At 43.9% G+C, this 18,163-nt stretch carries 18 protein-coding genes and 1 pseudogene; 7 read left to right on the top strand and 12 right to left on the bottom strand.

Annotated elements, in window-relative coordinates; genetic code table 11:
- Nucleotides 1–156: 156 nt before the first annotated feature.
- Entirely contained in the window at nt 157–1,509 is a 1,353-nt protein-coding gene (gene glmU, locus MAE_RS26045; RefSeq protein WP_041805027.1) for a bifunctional UDP-N-acetylglucosamine diphosphorylase/glucosamine-1-phosphate N-acetyltransferase GlmU, read from the bottom strand.
- Nucleotides 1,510–1,700: 191 nt separating this feature from the next.
- On the opposite strand from glmU, the gene MAE_RS34270 reads away from it, so the two are divergent.
- Both MAE_RS34270 and MAE_RS26035 read left to right on the top strand, forming a co-directional pair.
- Nucleotides 1,701–1,868 (top strand): hypothetical protein, encoded by a 168-nt coding sequence (locus MAE_RS34270; protein ID WP_002756735.1) that lies wholly within the window; start codon nt 1,701–1,703, stop codon nt 1,866–1,868.
- Nucleotides 1,869–1,960: 92 nt separating this feature from the next.
- A complete protein-coding gene (locus MAE_RS26035) occupies nt 1,961–2,704 on the top strand; it encodes a DUF561 domain-containing protein (RefSeq protein ID WP_002756734.1) in 744 nt (247 codons plus the stop codon).
- Between the two features lie 178 nt (nt 2,705–2,882).
- Here the strand turns inward: MAE_RS26035 and MAE_RS35945 are convergent, their stop codons facing one another.
- A complete protein-coding gene (locus MAE_RS35945; RefSeq protein ID WP_269453949.1) occupies nt 2,883–3,008 on the bottom strand; it encodes a hypothetical protein in 126 nt (41 codons plus the stop codon).
- Nucleotides 3,009–3,075: 67 nt separating this feature from the next.
- On the opposite strand from MAE_RS35945, the gene MAE_RS26030 reads away from it, so the two are divergent.
- Both MAE_RS26030 and MAE_RS26025 read left to right on the top strand, forming a co-directional pair.
- Complete coding sequence (locus MAE_RS26030; protein ID WP_012268139.1) at nt 3,076–4,335, top strand: dihydrolipoamide acetyltransferase family protein; 1,260 nt, start codon at nt 3,076–3,078, stop codon at nt 4,333–4,335.
- Nucleotides 4,336–4,599: 264 nt separating this feature from the next.
- Nucleotides 4,600–5,547: a PRC-barrel domain-containing protein gene (locus MAE_RS26025; protein WP_012268138.1), complete on the top strand. Its 948-nt coding sequence runs from the start codon at nt 4,600–4,602 to the stop codon at nt 5,545–5,547.
- A gap of 163 nt (nt 5,548–5,710) precedes the next feature.
- Here the strand turns inward: MAE_RS26025 and MAE_RS26020 are convergent, their stop codons facing one another.
- The 5 genes from MAE_RS26020 to MAE_RS26000 all read right to left on the bottom strand — a co-directional run bounded on the left by MAE_RS26020 (nt 5,711) and on the right by MAE_RS26000 (nt 9,236).
- The gene (locus tag MAE_RS26020) at nt 5,711–5,959 is read right to left on the bottom strand and encodes a DUF29 domain-containing protein (protein WP_012268137.1); all 249 of its coding nucleotides are present in this window, start codon (nt 5,957–5,959) and stop codon (nt 5,711–5,713) included.
- Nucleotides 5,960–6,017: 58 nt separating this feature from the next.
- Nucleotides 6,018–6,275, bottom strand: a complete 258-nt coding sequence (locus tag MAE_RS26015) for a BrnA antitoxin family protein (protein ID WP_002777513.1) — start codon at nt 6,273–6,275, stop codon at nt 6,018–6,020.
- A gap of 2 nt (nt 6,276–6,277) precedes the next feature.
- A complete protein-coding gene (locus tag MAE_RS26010) occupies nt 6,278–6,544 on the bottom strand; it encodes a BrnT family toxin (protein ID WP_002777515.1) in 267 nt (88 codons plus the stop codon).
- A gap of 789 nt (nt 6,545–7,333) precedes the next feature.
- Nucleotides 7,334–7,885 carry a hypothetical protein gene (locus tag MAE_RS26005; protein WP_012268134.1) on the bottom strand — a complete coding sequence of 184 codons (552 nt, stop codon included), beginning with the start codon at nt 7,883–7,885 and terminating at the stop codon, nt 7,334–7,336.
- A gap of 574 nt (nt 7,886–8,459) precedes the next feature.
- Nucleotides 8,460–9,236 (bottom strand): hypothetical protein, encoded by a 777-nt coding sequence (locus tag MAE_RS26000; protein ID WP_002796580.1) that lies wholly within the window; start codon nt 9,234–9,236, stop codon nt 8,460–8,462.
- 464 nt (nt 9,237–9,700) lie between these two features.
- On the opposite strand from MAE_RS26000, the gene MAE_RS25995 reads away from it, so the two are divergent.
- The 3 genes and pseudogenes from MAE_RS25995 (at nt 9,701) to MAE_RS25985 (ending at nt 14,211) form a co-directional block, all read left to right on the top strand.
- On the top strand, nt 9,701–12,166 hold the full coding sequence (locus tag MAE_RS25995) for an ATP-dependent Clp protease ATP-binding subunit (protein WP_002796578.1): 2,466 nt from the start codon (nt 9,701–9,703) through the stop codon (nt 12,164–12,166).
- Nucleotides 12,167–12,241: 75 nt separating this feature from the next.
- A pseudogene (locus tag MAE_RS25990) lies at nt 12,242–12,522 on the top strand (hypothetical protein).
- Between the two features lie 141 nt (nt 12,523–12,663).
- Entirely contained in the window at nt 12,664–14,211 is a 1,548-nt protein-coding gene (locus MAE_RS25985; RefSeq protein ID WP_041804423.1) for a glycosyltransferase family 39 protein, read from the top strand.
- Between the two features lie 197 nt (nt 14,212–14,408).
- Here the strand turns inward: MAE_RS25985 and MAE_RS25980 are convergent, their stop codons facing one another.
- From MAE_RS25980 to MAE_RS25960, 5 genes are read right to left on the bottom strand one after another with little or no spacing between them, the layout of a single operon-like run.
- A complete protein-coding gene (locus tag MAE_RS25980; RefSeq protein WP_041804421.1) occupies nt 14,409–14,819 on the bottom strand; it encodes a GtrA family protein in 411 nt (136 codons plus the stop codon).
- A gap of 17 nt (nt 14,820–14,836) precedes the next feature.
- Nucleotides 14,837–15,802 (bottom strand): glycosyltransferase, encoded by a 966-nt coding sequence (locus tag MAE_RS25975; RefSeq protein ID WP_012268129.1) that lies wholly within the window; start codon nt 15,800–15,802, stop codon nt 14,837–14,839.
- Nucleotides 15,803–15,825: 23 nt separating this feature from the next.
- A complete protein-coding gene (locus tag MAE_RS25970; RefSeq protein ID WP_004158847.1) occupies nt 15,826–16,458 on the bottom strand; it encodes a class I SAM-dependent methyltransferase in 633 nt (210 codons plus the stop codon).
- Between the two features lie 9 nt (nt 16,459–16,467).
- Nucleotides 16,468–17,484: a glycosyltransferase gene (locus MAE_RS25965; RefSeq protein WP_012268128.1), complete on the bottom strand. Its 1,017-nt coding sequence runs from the start codon at nt 17,482–17,484 to the stop codon at nt 16,468–16,470.
- Between the two features lie 19 nt (nt 17,485–17,503).
- Nucleotides 17,504–18,121, bottom strand: a complete 618-nt coding sequence (locus tag MAE_RS25960) for a class I SAM-dependent methyltransferase (RefSeq protein ID WP_004158845.1) — start codon at nt 18,119–18,121, stop codon at nt 17,504–17,506.
- Nucleotides 18,122–18,163 lie beyond the last annotated feature (42 nt).

The raw sequence follows: 18,163 nt of genomic DNA, 5'->3' as shown, positions 1-18,163 counted from the left end.
TCTAGGTTTTAAAAATCCCACAAAAGAAGATTCATATCTCAAATCAGCAACGCCGGTTGAATGGTACTCAACCCCTCTTTCTTTCCCTCCCCGTTTATCTTGACTCTAATCTCGGAATTTAGGAACAGTTTTCTTAGCTTAAATCCCGGAATTAACCTACTGAAACTGATCTGCCCAATTTTCGATCACACGCTGACTTTCGCGAGCAATAACTAAAGCGTTATCGGGGACATTTTTAGTGATAGTTGAACCGGCAGCCACGGTGACATTTTTTCCTAATTTTAAAGGAGCCACTAAAACACTATTTGCCCCAGTTTTTGTGCCACTGCCGATCATAGTTTGATGTTTTTTCACGCCATCGTAATTAGCAGTAATTGTTCCCGCGCCAACGTTAACTTTTTCCCCTAAAGTGGCATCTCCCAGATAGGATAAATGGGCAATATTGGTTTTATTGCCGATGCTACTTTTTTTAATTTCAACAAAATTACCGACTCGACAATTAGCCCCAATTTTCGCTTCTCCGCGCAAATGAGCGTAGGGACCGATGCGACAACCAGAATCCACCTGACTATCAGAAATCACCGAAAATAAGACGGTTACATCGCTGCCTATCCGACTATTTTCGATTAAACTCCCAGGACCTATACGACAACCAGAAGCGATTATCGTCTCACCGCGCAGATGGGTTTGGGGTTCGATAATCACATCGGCACTGAGGGTGACAGTATCCTCAATGGTGACACTATCGGGGTCAATTATGGTGACTCCAGCGGCCATCCAATCATCTTTGACTCTAGTTTGCAGGATATCATAGGCGGCGGCCAATTGTTTGCGATCGTTAATGCCGGTAATTTCTAAAAAGTCCTCCACATCCACGGCCATGACGGGATCGAGAAAATTGACCACATCCGTGAGGTAATATTCACCTTGATCGTTATTGGGGGTTAAATTAGGCAGTATAGCCGCTAATTTTGACCAATTAAAGCAGTATATACCTCCATTAATCCGGTGGTTTTGTCGTTGGGCATCGGTACAGTCTCTTTCTTCCACAATCTGCTTAACGAGATTATTGCCATCACAAAAAACTCGACCGTAACCTTTCGGGTTTGGGAGGTTAGCAGTTAAGAGGGTGGCAGCGTTACCATGGTCTTGATGAATCTGGAGAAGATTTTGCAAGGTTTCGGGACGCAACAGGGGAACATCGCCATTTAAGACCAACAAATCCCCCTGAAAGTCCTCTAAATGGGGGATTAACTGCTGAATAGCATGGCCAGTGCCTAACTGTTCCTTTTGTTCAACAAATTCGATATCATCGAGATGCTGTAGAGTATTTCGCACCTGTTGCCCTTGATAACCGATAATCACCAGTTTTCGCTGGGGATGTAAGGATTCGCTGACATTAAGCACCCGTTCCACTAGCGAGCGACTGCCGAGGGGATGTAAAACTTTCGGAAGGCTGGACTTCATTCGGGTTCCCTTACCCGCTGCTAAAATTGCTACCGCTACCATGGTCATGCTTGCCAATATCGTTCGCGACTGAGTATATCGCACTCCGATCCCCTTGGTTGCAAGAATTTTTTCCCTCTTTCATCCTGTGCCAGTTGAGAAACTACCATAAAAAGGTTTTCTTTAAGACATTGTTAAGGTACTATATACAAATTGAAACAATTAAACATAATCAGCACTCTATAGATACCGCTATGACAACTGTACTAACTAAGGAATCCTCCGCCATGAAACAGATTCGCACCACCTACCAAGCTGACCAACAGGTGAAATACCTGCATCTAGAAGCGGAAATCGAGGTACTGCTGCAACAACTGCAAAACCTCAAGCGCAAAAACCAAGAGAATCAACACCTAAATTAAAGAAAATTTCCCTAAGAATTCTCAAATCCCACCCTCTGATCGGCGAGAAGGTGGGAAAATGTTTTTTGAGAATTCCAGATAGGTGTAGATTAATGATCAATTTTACCTTACAGCAAGCCTTCGCCCGTCGTCATGCCCTGAAAGTGATTAGTGGGTTAAATAATTTCGATCGCTCGCAGGTTCTCTCAGTAGTTAAAGCCGCTACAGCCGGAGGAGCAACTTTTGTCGATATTGCCGCTAATGCTGACCTAATTCGGACGGTAAAAGCCTTGACAAATTTACCCGTGTGTGTATCGGCCGTCGAGCCAGAATTGTTGGTGATGGCAGTGGACGCGGGAGCCGATTTAATTGAGATCGGTAATTTCGATAGTTTTTATGCCCAAGGACGCATTTTTGAGGCGGCGGAAGTTTTAGCCCTAACCCGTCAAACTCGCGACTTACTGCCCGAAATTACCCTGTCTGTGACAGTTCCCCATCTGCTGCCCCTCGATGAACAGGTGAGACTAGCGGAAGCTTTAGTTAGTCAGGGTGCTGACATTATTCAAACCGAAGGCGGCACTAGCAGTCAACCCCGTCACGCCGGTATTTTGGGACTGATTGAAAAAGCCGCCCCGACTTTAGCGGCAGCCCACGCTATTTCCCATGCAGTTAAGGTTCCCGTCCTCTGCGCTTCCGGTTTATCCATTGTCACCGCTCCTATGGCGATCGCTGCTGGAGCGGCCGGTATCGGTGTTGGTTCGGCGATCAATCAATTGGATAATGAAGTGGCTATGGTGGCAGCTGTGCGCGGTTTAGTCGAATCTCTGCAAGCACAACCGGTCCATATTGGCAACTAGAACAATTTTTGTCTAGATACGACGGAGAAGGGGCTGTTTTCCCTTCTCTTTTTCCCTTTGTAATCAGTTATCAGTATTCGGGAGTCAGGAGTCAGTATTCGGGAGTCAGGAGTCAGGAGTCAGTATTCGGGAGTCAGGAGTCAGTATTCGGGAGTCAGGAGTCAGGAGATTATTTTATTTATTCTCCCCACTTCCCCACACCCCACACCCCACACCCCACACCCCACTTCCCCACTTCCCCACACCCCACACCCCATACCCCACTTCCCCACACCCCATACCCCACTTCCCCACTTCCCCACACCCCATACCCCATCAACTGTGGTAAAATGCCCTATGGCTCAAAACATTAGAGATAGAAGCACTCCACCATGATTCGAGATATCTTCATGCCCGCGCTCAGTTCCACCATGACCGAAGGAAAAATAGTTTCTTGGGTGAAGTCCCCCGGGGAAAAAGTCAGCAAAGGGGAAACGGTGTTAGTGGTCGAATCCGACAAAGCCGACATGGACGTAGAATCGTTTTATGATGGCTATCTCGCTGTAATTTTAGTCGAAGCCGGCCAGGAAGCACCCGTGGGGGAAGCGATCGCCTATATCGCCGAAACTGAAGCGGAAATTGAACTGGCCAAAGCTCAGGGAAAAACCGCCACAGCTGCCCCTAGCAAGCCCGTAGAGACCCCAGAAATCGCTCCGCCTCCCGTTTCGATACCCGTCGCCGCCGTTAAAGATAATGGCCGTTTAGTCGCCTCTCCCAGGGCCAAAAAACTGGCTAAAGAATTAAAGGTAGATCTGAAAACCCTAGTGGGTAGCGGTCCCCACGGACGAATTACCGCCGAAGACGTAGAAAAAGCGACAGGAAAAGTCAGCACCGCCCCCGCTCCCGTCATTACTCCCCCGCAACCCGTCAGCGTGCCTGTAGCGGCTCCTAAAGCCCCGATTCCGGCCAGCGCCCCGGTCGGTCGGACTGTTCCCCTCACCACTCTGCAAAAAGCCGTCGCCCAGAATATGTCGGTTAGCCTACAGGTTCCCACCTTCCAAGTGGGCTACACTATCACCACTGACCCACTGGATCAACTCTATCAACAGCTAAAATCCAAGGGTGTCACCATGACGGCCCTGTTAGCAAAAGCGGTAGCCAACACCCTCGCTAAACATCCTATAGTTAATGCCAGCTATAGCGACGCAGGAATCCAATACCACGGGGCGATTAACGTGTCCGTAGCCGTAGCTATGCCTGGTGGTGGCTTAATTACGCCGGTTTTGCGCTCTGCTGACCAGATGGATATCTATTCCCTCTCCCGCAGTTGGAAAGATTTAGTCGATCGCGCCCGCAGTAAACAACTGCAACCGGAAGAATATAATAGCGGTACTTTTACCATTTCTAATCTGGGAATGTTCGGAGTCGATCGCTTTACCGCTATCTTACCCCCCAACCAAGGTGCGATCCTAGCCGTGGGTGCTTCCCGTCCCCAAATCGTCGTCAATAAAGATGGTTTATTCGGAGTGCAAAAACAGATGACGGTTAATCTCACCAGTGACCACCGAGTCATCTACGGGGCCGATGCAGCCTCCTTCCTGCAAGACTTAGCTAAACTGATCGAAACTGAGGTGCAGTCTTTAACTATGTAATCAGAATCTAGACAGCAGGAGCCAAGGGAGTTTCTCTCTAGCTCCTGCTTTGTTGTCACTAAAAAAATGTAAAGAATTAGCTAAAATGGGTTTAACCCTATCTATCACCCGAAACTATCGCCCAAACAAGGCCAAAAAAAGTGTTAATCTCAGGGAACTTTAAGATCTAAGCCAATATCGGTAAATTAACCCTCGATCTCGCCCTATATATTAAGCCTACAATAACTCGTATTCCCACGACCTAACGCCTACCCATAGGAAAAAATGATCACAGAGAATAGTCGCTTACGTTCAGAATTTTTAAATACACAGGTTATCACTCGCAATACAGGCAAAAAACTCGGCGTTGTTAAAGATATCCTTGTAGATATCGATCAACGAGAAGTGGTTGCCCTGGGACTCCGCGATAATATCCTCTCCTTGTCGGGAATGCCTCAATATATGTATTTATCGAGCATCAGTCAGACAGGAGACGTGGTTCTCGTTGAAGATGATAACGTCTTGGAATCCGTCGATATCGATGCTTATACTCCCTTAATCGGTAGTGAAGTGATCACGGAAACCGGCGAACCTTTAGGCAAAGTCCGCGATTATCAATTTGATCCCCTCAGTGGTCAATTACATTCCATTGTCATCGCTTCCCTGGGATTGCCTCTTATCCCCGAACAATTGATCAGTACCTACGAAATTGCCATTGAAGAAGTGGTTAGCAGCGGTCCGAATCGCTTAATTGTCTTTGAAGGGGCCGAAGAACGTCTCACGCAGGTTAGTGTGGGGGTTTTGGAACGTTTGGGTATTGGTCGTCCCCCCTGGGAAAGAGAAGAGGAAGAAGCTTATTATACTCCCGCTGCTCGTCCGGAAAATCAGTTAGGTACGGGCATTCCCCTCCGCACTCCCGTTGAGGCCGCTAAACCCGTTGAAGAACGCTGGAGTGAGGATGAATGGGAAAAAGAACCCCTGCGTGCCACTCCCCCACCGCAAAAACGGGCCGAAGCTCGTTATTATGAGGAAGAATACGAGGAAGAAGAAGATAACTGGGGAGAAGCTCGCTCAGAACGCGCAGAAAGCTTTTCTCGTCCTCAGTACGACGATTACGAAGATAAGGCCGAGGATGATATGTGGGATGATGACGTGGAACCAGATTACAATCCCCCCCGCATCAATATCACCGAGAAGAAAAAGGAAAGAATCCCCGAATACGAAGACGGTTAATTCTTGATCATCCCCCTATCCATTAGTTACATCTTTCTTAACATAAAATTTGACAAGAAAAGAAAAGTGTGCCATGTGGCTCAAGGGGGGTTCTCTGGGGGGACTAATTTGATCAGATGGTTTCCCAGTCTGGCTGATATTATTTAACCTTTAATCAAGGCTATCACTGGGGCCACCAATCTTCGATCACCTGCGCGATAGTATAGGGACAAAACTCTGGAAAAACGCTAAGGAATAAACCTGTTTGTCTGGCGGCTTCTCGACGCGCTCTGGTGTATTCCTTATCCAAAATTTGCGCGGGATAACCGCGTAAACTGGGACTATCCTCTAATTTGCGACGAATTTGCGATCGCCGATCATTGATGGAATCCAGCCAACGACCAAGCTCACCGAACGCAGATAACCTTTGCAACTCACCGACTAACTTTCTGCGTTCCGGTGCAGCAACTTGTTAGTCATCAACAATCACCTCATCGCTCGATACGCTCAAGCTCTTCACGAACAACTCTGCGTAAAGTTTCCTCTAAAGGCTCACGACTTTGCTGAATATACTGGCGCAAAGCTTCATTGATCAAGGTTTGGTAGTTCCCTCCGCCTGCAATATGAACTTGTTCCCGAAACCAAGCTAAAACCTCATCATCCAACCGAATTGTAATGCGACTTTTTCCAGGTGGCGTTGGCTCGATCGCCCCTCGTTTACCCTGACTAAAATCATATTCTGCGTCCATGATTATCCCTCTTCATACTGCTGCCGTTCTTGACGAGTTGCTTTGCGGGCAGAGATAAACCGGATCTCATCGCCTCGCATCGTATAGACAACCACCAAAACTCTACCAAACACATCAACACCGATTGTGACAAACCGTTCTTCATCAAACCGTTCGTCTGGAATCGTAATTGCCAGATCGTCGGAGAAAACGGATACTGCATCAGCAAAGTCAATACCATGCTTGCGAAGATTGGCTGCTGCCTTAGCTCTATTCCATTGGTAAGCCATCTCAATTATAGTATGCACACCTGTACATACTACCAGGAACTAATCAGGGTCGATAGGTCGAGGTGTTTTGGGTGAGATCGCGCTTTTGGTCAGTGTTGATAGAGAAAAGTAATGCTGGGTTTCCTGCCGTCAACCCAGCCTACGGCTGTGGGATTTATTTAGCGATCGCTATTTGGGGATAGAATGTGCATGGCGCGTTCCTTAAAATCGATCACTGGAGCAGTAGGAGTCACATCAGGGAACGCACCCTACGGCTAACGGCTAGTTCATCCACGGCGGAGATGGAAGCCCGAATTCAAAGAGGGACGTTGCCCGCCGTTGGATGGAGCGTCTTGTTCGCCTCTTTTGTTTGTTACCAGCTCTCGGCATAGTAGAGGACTTCGTTTCGTTGGAGGCTCACTACCATGCCCTGGCTCTCCCCATGGTTCCAGTCATGGCCTGATCCCTTCTTGTAGGGTTCCGCATGAAAGTTGACATCCTCGCCGCCCTAAAAGTGCGGCGATTCCTAAACCTCACGATTTAAGTTTCTGCTTCCACCACCGTCGCATACCACAGTTAAAAAACCATGTACTGTCTTACACAGAGTCCACAGACTTTCGCCCCATTTCAGAAGCCCGATTCCGTGTGTCCCACGGTACGTTTCCAGCTAAACGCTTCTTGTACTTGTTGCGCGCGACTTTTTACCCGGCCAAGCTTTTCTGGTCGGAACCCCCTAAGCCGAGTTTTCAAGGTGCTGCGCCGTCCACTTGGTTTTCGAGACTGGCCTTTTAATTCTAACGTAAAGCCAACCTAGAACGGCGGGGTTTCAGACCCAAAATTTCCGATGAAAATCCTGTAGTCGTCTGGGAATTTGGATGCGTCCCGTTCATCTTTGCCAAGCGTGTGTGGACTGGTGCTGGGCAATCTATCCTTGAAGTTCCCACCATCTTTATAATATTGTTTGGCAGTGTTTGTTGCGTGCTCGAACAGCTTCTTCACCTCTGCTTTGGGAAGTTCCATTCTTATCTGAACATAGCCTCCTCCCTGCAAGTGTCCAGGAAACGAAGAGAACTTCACGTTGCGAGCGGACGCTGGCACAGAACTGGGGAAGTGATCAACTAGTCCGCTACCCCTCCAAACAGCCAATACTTCCTGATACTTATCAATGGACTCAATGGGCTCAAGTGCCTTATAGAAGCTGTAGACGAACCAGATAAACGCCGAAAATACTACGATAACTAGGACTCCAAGAATCCTACAGATCCACTTGACAGCACGTTTCATAAACCAGATAAACGCCGAAAATACTACGATAACTAGGACTCCAAGAATCCTACCGATCCGCTTGACAGCACGTTTCATATCTGGACTCCCCCCCATACATAAATACTAAAAAATTAACAAAACCCTTACTGCAGGTCGCTTCTAAGAAAAAATTGAAAAGAGGCTACTGGGTACATTTTTTACTTGAAAATGGCTGTACCGTTGACTGTATCTGGAGTAGAGCGATTCCGTAGAGTTGGCTGTATAGTTATCGCTAACCTGATTTTAACAGATAGTGTCATTAATCTCTAGAGTAAGGGATTCCCTCTGTAGCCATGTTTTTGCTGGTTTTCTGCCCCGAAACAAGCTATAATGGTCTAAAGGTCAAATTTGAAAATTTTTGCCTCAAACCCTATCTGCGTAAGAACTTCAGGATTTTGTGTTCAGTAGTTCATTAGTATTTTATTGCTTTAACTCAGGCTCTGTAAGACTTTTAGCCATAGCTAGTATGTTTATACGAGGGAAGTCCAGTTATTTAGCGATCGCTATTGGGGGATAGTTGTGCATGGTGCGTTCCTTAAAATCGATCGCTGGAGCAGTAGGAGTCACATCAGGGAACGCACCCTACAAGATCGGAGATCGTACTACGAAGTGCCTTTGACATCGCACTGCGTTATACCTTAGCTCTTCGCAGACGCAGTTCTCTGTAACTCTTCCCATCGAACTCCATGACGCAGGCTCGATCAAAAGAGCTTAGATACTCATTATTCATCAACTGCTCATGCGGGCGAAGCATACTTGCGCCGACGCTGCCATCTAAGACAAGTAAAAGCAATGCCTCATCAAATCCATCACGCCATTTCAGAACATTTGGTTCTTTGTCGTCAAGTGCATTCTGTATTAGTTCGTCTGTTGTTTCACCCACCCAAAAGCTATCTGTGTAACTCCAATGAGGGGGGTCATCCCCTTCAAGTCGCATTACGCGAACAAAGTCGATTTCTTCAGGCCAATCCGGCCCCCACAACTTTTCAGCACGCAAGGTGAAATAATCTCCAATTTTAGGATCATACTTCTCAACCAATTTCACTAGCATCTCAGCTATTTTTCTTTCTCGCCTTGCGATCAGGTCAGCATCAACATAACTGCTAAAGGATACCTGGACATCAATCCATTTGTCGCTACGCCTTGAATGAATATGGGAACAAGTTTTAACTACAGATTCATATATGCCACGACGCTTACAGTCGCGGCTGCCAGACCCCTCTTTCTCGTCATTGAATAGATTCCTGATTTCGATTCCAATCGTAATAGAATCAATTCTTGCTATGATATCGGGTCTTTCCAGGTGATCTGGCACGTGTTGAAGTTCTGCGTAGTGGCTCAATCCTCCTGCATCACGAAATAGCTTGACTACGTTTAGCTCGTAAAGTTTTTGGCTTTGTCTGGTCATGGCTCTAATCGGTATAACTACATATTATACGAAAACTTTCTGCATAACACTGTCCAGAGCAACGATAGGGGTCAACTTTCTGTATATCACCCCGACGTACAACATATATAATCATTTGTCAATAGGTAGTAATATTTAATCTGCTTATACTTCGAGTTTTGGTCTGAAAATGGGCGATCGCTTGACTATCGATCGAGGGATGGGGATGACCACGACCCTAGGGGATTATGCAACGGTGAACAACTTATCAGCAGGTTTCCAGGGGGCTAAAACCATAATCCGGGAGATTCCGGGCATCTCCGCAAGTCAGCTGAGACCGATTGACCCCAGAAAAAATCTTCAGAGCTACAACCACTATAACTAATAGCCGCTCCCCAATAACTGATCACTGAAAGAGGGCTAAACTAAAAAGCCGTGCTAAAATCAGCATATCTAGGGTCGCTTGTGTAGGTGATGGATAGGCTATGTTTGAAAGATTTACGGAAAAAGCCATTAAAGTAATCATGCTCGCCCAAGAAGAAGCCCGCCGCCTTGGCCATAACTTCGTGGGAACAGAGCAGATTTTACTAGGACTAATTGGAGAGGGAACGGGAGTTGCCGCCAAAGTCCTCAAGTCCATGGGTGTCAATCTCAGAGATGCGCGCGTGGAGGTGGAGAAAATCATCGGTCGCGGTTCCGGATTCGTAGCCGTGGAAATTCCCTTCACCCCCAGAGCCAAACGAGTTTTAGAACTCTCCCTCGAAGAAGCCCGTCAACTGGGCCATAACTATATTGGCACAGAACACCTCCTTTTAGGACTAATTCGCGAAGGGGAAGGTGTGGCCGCTAGGGTTCTGGAAAATCTCGGCGTGGATCTCTCGAAAGTTCGCACCCAAGTGATCAGAATGTTAGGGGAAACCGCCGAAGTGGCCGCCGGTTCATCTTCCCAAGGTCGCACCAAAACCCCCACTCTTGACGAATTCGGTTCCAATCTCACCCAAATGGCCAGCGAGGGTAAACTCGATCCCGTGGTCGGCCGACAAAAGGAAATCGAGCGCGTTATCCAAATTCTCGGTCGTCGTACCAAAAATAACCCCGTCCTGATCGGGGAACCGGGGGTAGGTAAAACAGCGATCGCAGAAGGATTGGCCCAACGCATCGCTAACAAGGATATTCCCGACATTCTCGAAGAAAAACGGGTTGTCACCCTCGATATCGGCTTGTTAGTGGCAGGAACCAAATATCGCGGCGAATTTGAGGAACGCCTCAAAAAAATCATGGACGAAATTCGCCAAGCGGGTAACGTCGTCCTTGTTATCGATGAAGTTCATACTCTCATCGGTGCCGGGGCAGCCGAAGGGGCGATCGATGCGGCCAATATTCTCAAACCGGCTTTGGCCCGAGGAGAACTACAATGTATCGGGGCGACGACCTTGGATGAGTACCGCAAACATATCGAACGGGATGCGGCTCTAGAAAGACGTTTTCAACCGGTTATGGTCGGTGAACCCTCCGTAGAAGAAACGATCGAAATTCTCTACGGTCTCCGGGAACGCTACGAACAGCACCACAAACTAAAAATCTTAGATGAGGCCCTGGAAGCGGCGGCGAAATTGTCCGATCGCTACATTAGCGATCGCTTTTTACCGGACAAGGCGATCGATTTAATCGATGAAGCTGGTTCGAGAGTGCGCTTGATTAATTCCCAATTGCCCCCAGCAGCCAAGGAATTAGATAAAGAACTGCGGCAAATTCTCAAACAAAAAGATGATGCGGTGCGCGGTCAAGACTTCGAGAAAGCTGGGGAATTGCGCGATCGGGAAATGGAAATCAAAACCCAGATCCGGAATCTCGCTTCCACCAAAAAAGGCGAAGATGGCAACGATGAACCCTTTGTGGATGCCGAGGAAATCGCTCACATCGTCGCTTCTTGGACTGGGGTTCCCGTCAACAAACTGACCGAAACCGAATCCGAGAAACTGCTGCACATGGAAGATACCCTGCATCAGCGTCTCATCGGTCAAGAGGACGCAGTTAAAGCGGTGTCTCGCGCCATTCGTCGCGCTCGCGTCGGTCTGAAAAATCCCAACCGTCCCATTGCTTCCTTTATCTTCTCCGGTCCAACGGGGGTAGGTAAAACCGAGTTAACTAAAGCTCTGGCCGCTTATTTCTTTGGTTCCGAAGATGCGATGATCCGTCTCGATATGTCGGAATACATGGAACGGCACACGGTTTCTAAGTTAATCGGTTCGCCTCCGGGTTATGTTGGTTACAACGAAGGGGGACAATTAACGGAAGCGGTGCGTCGTCGTCCTTATACGGTGGTGCTATTCGACGAAATCGAAAAAGCTCACCCCGATGTCTTCAATATGCTTCTGCAAATCCTTGAAGATGGACGTTTGACCGATGCCAAAGGTCGCACGGTGGACTTTAAAAATACCCTGTTGATCATGACCTCGAACATCGGTTCTAAAGTCATCGAGAAGGGTGGCGGTGGTTTAGGTTTCGAGTTTGCCGATAATCAAGCCGAGGCCCAGTATAATCGCATTCGATCGCTGGTTAATGAGGAATTAAAACAATATTTCCGTCCGGAATTCCTCAACCGTCTCGATGAGATTATTGTCTTCCGTCAACTCAATAAGGAAGAAGTCAAGGAAATCGCCGAAATCCTGCTCAAGGATGTGTTTAAACGTCTGACAGAACAAAATATTACTTTGTCTGTCACCGATAAGTTTAAAGAACGCTTGATCGAGGAAGGTTATAATCCGGCCTACGGCGCTCGTCCCTTACGTCGTGCGATTATGCGTCTGTTGGAAGATGTTCTGGCTGAGGAAATTCTCTCCGGACGGGTTTCTGATGGGGATACGGCTATGGTCGATATCGATGAGGAAGGTAAGGTGAAAGTTATTTCGGGGGAAAGACGCGAGTTAATCGCTCCCGTGATCGAATAAATTCTCACTGGAATTAGTTAAATACAGGGTGGGCTTTTTGCTCACCTTTTCTCGTAAAAATAGGGAAAAAGTGCGATGAAAGTCTGGGTTGTGGGTTGTGTTTTGTTATTTTTGTTGGTGGAGTTTTATCAATGGGCCAAGGGGTTTATTTTGCCTTTACCTCTTTATATTTTTGCCGGAGCTTTGCTATCGATCGCTTCTAATTATTCTCAAGATATGAGCAATTTATTTGCTGGAAATGAACAGGTTGATCAAACTGCTAGTTTAAGTGATATTCCTGACATTTTGACGGCAGAAACCGCAATTGCCAGCCTAGAAGCGGCAGATCAGAAGATAGTAAAAAGCGGGATCGCTGAATCAAGACATGAATACTAAATTGTGCCTCCTATCCACAAGTTACCTTAGTGCTAGGTTTTAAAAATTGCCGAGAGGACAATTGATACTTAAAATCAGCAACGCCCTATAACTTTTCAAACAGCTTCTAAGAATAGATGATCATGAAAACAGTCACAAAATTAGCTCTTATTGCCCTACTCTGGATAACAATAATCAATCCTGCCAACGTACCTCCAGATACCGATGTTAGGCTAAAAATGGCCCATGCCCTGTGGACAGGAACTGAGGAAGTTTCTTTACCCCCAAATTATCGTCCTTCCTCTCGATTAGACCATGTTGGTGTTTTAGGAGTAGATGGAAAACGATATGAAGCTTATGATATAGGACAATCCTTATTAATGTTGCCCGCAGATTGGATTGGCACTCAACTCTCTAAAGTTTTTCCTAGTATTAAGCCTTATTTATTACGAGAATTTGCGGTTAGTTTTCTTGTAGTTATCCCTCTAAATGTATTAGTTGTTCTCTCTTGTTATTGGTTACTTAGACTATTTGATTTTCAGGAGAAAATTGCGGCATCTGCCAGCTTGATTTGGTTGCTAGGTACTACCGTTCTCCACTATGCACAAACTTTTCAACAAAATAATCCAGTCCTACTTTGTGTGATTTTAGGTTATGCTTGTGCTTTGGCTTATATTAAAACTAACAAAGTAACTTATGTTTTTTTGAGTGGATTGGCAATCGGAGCGGCTATTATAATTCGCTCGACAACTATCATTTATGCTCTCACAGTTTTTGGTTTTCTAATTAGCTGTCTAATTTATAAAAATTTCAAGCTGAATCAAATCTTTAAGACAGCCATACTCTGGAACGTCGGCTTATTTCCTTTCCTTTTTGTCAGTAGATTATTTAATTACTTACGCTTTGGGGATTTTTGGACAACGGCAGCATCCTTAAGCATTGAGCAAATACGCAATGGAGCAATCTTTTCAGGGTTGCCAGAATTGCCCCCTAATTATCCTTTCATACACCCTCCCTACGTTGGTATTCTCGGCGTTCTCTTCTCACCAGCTAAAAGTATATTTATTTACGACCCGTTTCTTTTACCGTGTTTAGTATTGGGGATTATTTTATTTAACAAATTAACACCTTATATACGAATATATTTTATTTCCTCAATTTTTGCACTTGTCTTTCATATTATCTTAACCAGCAAACTGGATTTCTGGCATGGAGATGGTTCTTGGGCTGCTCGTTATCACGTTACCTCAGTTCACCTACTGCTTGTTCCCTTAATAGCTTTGCTAATCTTAGAGATGTTATCGATTAATCGACTCAAACGATGGTTAATTAGCAGCTTGGTTGTTCTTTCTATTTTGGTTCAATTTGCTTCTCTTGTCTTTGACCCTAGTGTAAACAGTGGTGTGGTCATCTTTGCAGAACCAAAAAGTTTTTTGAGTTTTCGTTTAGCTGAACGTATCGACAGTGTTAGTTGCTTAATTGGTCTTTCTCGATCCCAAAGTTGCTTAACTGAGGAAAAGTACAGTAAGTCTGATCTCGCCGGTAGAAAGTACAGTAAGTCGGCTCTCGCCAGTAGGGTGTATTTCTGGCCTCTTAAATCCAACAAAGCGCAAGGATTGCTCTGGACAATTTGGGGATTCCTCTTGATCACAGCTTTGATCAGCACTCTACTTTTCCTAGTGATTGGGTAGTAGTGATGGAGACTTAATACCTTGCTTGTCCCTTACGTCGTGCGATTATGCGTCTGTTGGAAGATGTTCTCATCGAGTAACCAAAAACAAATGTTACGGCGGTTCCTCTATCCATCTGACACAGACAACTCCTTATTGGATAAGCCTTTCCACTTAGAAGATGTACCAGACTAAGCCTGAATCCGCCGTAAAGACCACTATTTTCGAGTAAAAGTCCATTTTTTATGGGCAAGAAAATTATAAATAGTCATTAGTATAGTAAGGATTATGTAAGCGGACAAGTACCATACTTTGAATAAATCAACCAAGAAATACATAGCGATAGCGACCGCAAAAGAACTAGAAAGCATGATCCCATGATACTTGATTAATTCTCCCAAAATACTTCCAATTTTTATTCGTCCTGTAAATGTATATTTTCGATTCAGATAGAATCCCAATGTATTTACATAGAACATTTGCACGAAAATCGAGAGAACGTAATGCAATTTTAGGTAATTGGTCAGAAGGTATAGAATTAGTATATTTTGGAATGCACAAAAGACACCCACAAGGCAAAACCTAAAAAATGAGCTTCTGAATAAACGATTAACTGCGATAAATTTCATGTCAAACCTAATCGTTACTAAATTATATTAGCTTTTAGTCTAGCAATTATGCGTTCTTGGATGCGCGAATATCGTAAGTATTTGTAAACTCCTAAAAAACCAAGCGAAAAACTCGATAGGAGTAACTTAATTAACTCTAATCGAGAACGTTCACCGTGCGCCATCCTCGCTAAAATAGTATTCACTTGTATTGAGAATTCAGCAAGTGATCGAATTCTTTTTTTTCTGTAGGTTGACACCTCCCATCTATCTAGATAGTCGTGAGCAACCACATTCAATTGATTATAGAACTCTCCAGTTTTGGAGCTTCTGACAACGGTTTGAGAGCTTGAATGAATGCGAAATGCACTCAAGGGATAAGGATAATAAATGATTTTTTCATCTCGTTCATGAAAAGCGATTTTTAACCAGAGATCCCAGTCGGCTGTATACCAAAGTTTTTCGTTCATTCCCCCCACCTGTAAAGCAATTTCTCTTTTAAAAATTGGAGCAGGAATGGAGATAAAATTTTGAATCAACAGCCTCTCGATTAAAATATCTCTGTTAACATATTTTGGAAAAGCTGGTAAAGGACAAGTCCATAAACCTAACTTTTTCCCTCGGTCATCGATAAAGATTGAAGGGTGTAAAAGTAAGTCGGTATCTGGATAATCATTAAGGATTTCCTTGATTATTTTTAAACGATTGTTCAACCATAAGTCATCTTGATGTAATAAACATACATAGTCTCCCGAGGCATTCTGTAAAGCGAAGTTAGTGTTAGCAACCCAATTGCCTATCCTTTTACGCTCGAAAAGCTTGATAGGAATTTTATCCTCGTAATTTTTGATAATAGATAAAGTTCGATCAGTAGAGCCATCATCAATGATAATATACTCGACGTTTCTCTCATTTTGTTCAAGGATTGAATCGAGAGTATCCTTTAGATACTTATCTCCATTATAAGTGGGAATTAATACGGACAACCACAGATGATCATTCATAAAGACTTTTTGAAATAACACTATTATGAAGAAATTTTAATTAGAAAAACAATATTGTTTTTCCAAGGACGAACGGTAGACTCAAGGAGAATCGATTGTTTACCAAAGAGTTTATATATCATATCTCGAAATTGTTTGGTAGTTTTATACTTGACCTTATCACCAGTAATATACCGCTCAAATAGATAGCATAAATAATGGATCGGTGAATTATTTTTACACCAATCCTTGAGAATAATATATCCGTTAGGTTTTACGGATTTACCAGCGTAAGTTAAGAATTCTTCATGCATTGACCAAGGAACATGGTGCATAACATCACTAATGACGACTAAATCGACACTTTGGGGGGTTTCTGCAACGAATTCTTGAATTGATTTTTGTTCAAACCGAACATGATCGAGATTTCCTTGAAACATCCGTCCTACTCTAGGAGTAATATCGATTCCTATAATATGTGAACTAGGATAGGCACTCGCTAAAAGTTCAGTTAAAGCACCTTCCCCACAGCCTAACTCTAGAATTATCTCAGGATTAACCCATTTATGGATTTGATGAGTTAAATCAGCTAGATCAATAAAAATGTTTCGATAAATATCAGAAATTGGTTTTTCCCAAGGACCTAACAAGTTCCGAACAAATGTTCCTATCGGCATAAAAATTAGTTAACCCCCTATAAGTTTATCTTCGGCTGTTTTCATCTTTGTTTTAGTCCCAAAACACTTAAAAAGAAACTGGAAAAAATCACCCGTACTGCCAAGGCTAAAGCGGGTACGAAAGGAATGACAATTCCCATGGCTACGGCTGGACATAAGGCTCCATAAAGTCGAGCATTCCAAGTGTATAAAGCATACACTGAACCGCCTATATCTAGTAAAAATAAAATTACGCCAATGAGCAATGGAGAAGTTAGCAATTTTTCTAATTTTACTCTTGGTTTGACTAGAAGTATTCCATGCTTCTAGATGCTCATCTATAACAGATTCTAACTGTTGTCGAAAATCTTGGATATAAGAGCTACGAGTAACGGTTTGGGAATGAGAATGAATGCGAAAGACCGATAAGGGCTTGGGATAGTATATTATCTGTCCATCTTGAGCTAATTTTAGCCAAAAATCCCAATCAGCCGTGTACCATAGTTTTTCATCCAAACCACCTACTTTTAAAGCCATCTCTCTCTTAAAGATTGGTGCGGGAATAGAGATAAAATTCTGCACTAACAATTTACTAATCATCTGCTCCGAACTAATCATTATTGGATAAGAAGGTAGAGGACATCGCCATAGTCCTAATTTTTGCCCTTGTATATTGACAAATATAGAAGGATTAAGAATTAAATTGGCCTCGGGAAATTGAATGGTTAGCTTTTTTAAAATCATCAATCTCCAGGTTAGCCACATATCATCTTGATGTAAAAAACAGACATAATCGGCTCGGGCCATATTGAGTAGATAATTAGTATTAGCTACCCAGTTTTTTTGCGGTTCCCTTTGAACAATTTTTAGGGGAATTTTGGTTTGAAAATACTGGAGTATTGCCAAGGTTTCATCTGTTGAACCATCATCAATAGCCAGACACTCTATATCAAAATCATCTTGAATAGCAATAGAGTTTAGGGCTTTTACTAAATATTTTTCCCCATTGTAAGTGGGAATTAAAACTGACAGCCAAGGTTTACTCATATTCTTTGCTCTGGTAATTTTATTTCTCTTTTTGACTTAAAGAGACAAATTCATTATACTTAAATAATTTGCCCACTATCCGTGGAAAAGGGAAAGAGTATTGTTTAATAATTTTGGAATCAAGTTCTCTAGCAATTGCTTTCAATTTAGCAAAATTCATAAATTCTACATGGGTTGCATCACTCTTGAAACCAGCTTCTTGAGGAGTTATTATAACTAATTTGCCATGATTTTTTAACAAATAAACATAGTCATTAAGTAAATTAATTACCTCTAAATAACTCATGTGTTCTGCGACGTGGGCTAATAAAATAGAATCAAATTTTTCTGGTTCATCAAATGATGACTGTTGAAATTCCTCCGGTGTGAAAGCCATGAAGCCCCTAGCCCGGCAGACTTCAACTGAGTGAAAATTGTGGTCAATACCAATTCCATTTCCTTTCAGATTCATCAGATTACGGCCTATTCCACAACCAATATCGAGAGTAAAACCTAAATTTAGCCTCTGAAGATTCCAACGGTAAGGAGCTTGAACATCCAATATTTCTTTCCATTTTGCCGTCTGTTTATTCAGCAATCGTTCCGAGTAGGACTGATTTTTGGTATCCTGATTAAAAGGATTGATTTTCCTGTTCATAAGTTTTCTGAGCGGCTAGAGAAGTGAGAGACAACTAGGTAT

Origin of the sequence: Microcystis aeruginosa NIES-843, assembly GCF_000010625.1 — a bacterium.
GTDB lineage: Bacteria > Cyanobacteriota > Cyanobacteriia > Cyanobacteriales > Microcystaceae > Microcystis > Microcystis aeruginosa.
This window is presented reverse-complemented; position numbering and strand designations above follow the sequence as displayed.

Coding starts and splice junctions, on each gene's coding strand:
- MAE_RS26015 (WP_002777513.1), bottom strand. CDS start 6,275: ATGGACGCAGAATATGATTTTAGTCAGGGTAAACGAGGGGCGATCGAG.
- MAE_RS25985 (WP_041804423.1), top strand. CDS start 12,664: ATGAAAACAGTCACAAAATTAGCTCTTATTGCCCTACTCTGGATAACA.
- MAE_RS25960 (WP_004158845.1), bottom strand. CDS start 18,121: ATGAACAGGAAAATCAATCCTTTTAATCAGGATACCAAAAATCAGTCC.
- MAE_RS25975 (WP_012268129.1), bottom strand. CDS start 15,802: ATGAATGATCATCTGTGGTTGTCCGTATTAATTCCCACTTATAATGGA.
- MAE_RS25980 (WP_041804421.1), bottom strand. CDS start 14,819: ATGAAATTTATCGCAGTTAATCGTTTATTCAGAAGCTCATTTTTTAGG.
- MAE_RS25995 (WP_002796578.1), top strand. CDS start 9,701: ATGTTTGAAAGATTTACGGAAAAAGCCATTAAAGTAATCATGCTCGCC.
- MAE_RS25970 (WP_004158847.1), bottom strand. CDS start 16,458: ATGCCGATAGGAACATTTGTTCGGAACTTGTTAGGTCCTTGGGAAAAA.
- MAE_RS34270 (WP_002756735.1), top strand. CDS start 1,701: ATGACAACTGTACTAACTAAGGAATCCTCCGCCATGAAACAGATTCGC.
- MAE_RS26010 (WP_002777515.1), bottom strand. CDS start 6,544: ATGGCTTACCAATGGAATAGAGCTAAGGCAGCAGCCAATCTTCGCAAG.
- MAE_RS26030 (WP_012268139.1), top strand. CDS start 3,076: ATGATTCGAGATATCTTCATGCCCGCGCTCAGTTCCACCATGACCGAA.
- MAE_RS26035 (WP_002756734.1), top strand. CDS start 1,961: ATGATCAATTTTACCTTACAGCAAGCCTTCGCCCGTCGTCATGCCCTG.
- MAE_RS26005 (WP_012268134.1), bottom strand. CDS start 7,885: ATGAAACGTGCTGTCAAGCGGATCGGTAGGATTCTTGGAGTCCTAGTT.
- glmU (WP_041805027.1), bottom strand. CDS start 1,509: ATGGTAGCGGTAGCAATTTTAGCAGCGGGTAAGGGAACCCGAATGAAG.
- MAE_RS26000 (WP_002796580.1), bottom strand. CDS start 9,236: ATGACCAGACAAAGCCAAAAACTTTACGAGCTAAACGTAGTCAAGCTA.
- MAE_RS25965 (WP_012268128.1), bottom strand. CDS start 17,484: ATGAGTAAACCTTGGCTGTCAGTTTTAATTCCCACTTACAATGGGGAA.
- MAE_RS26025 (WP_012268138.1), top strand. CDS start 4,600: ATGATCACAGAGAATAGTCGCTTACGTTCAGAATTTTTAAATACACAG.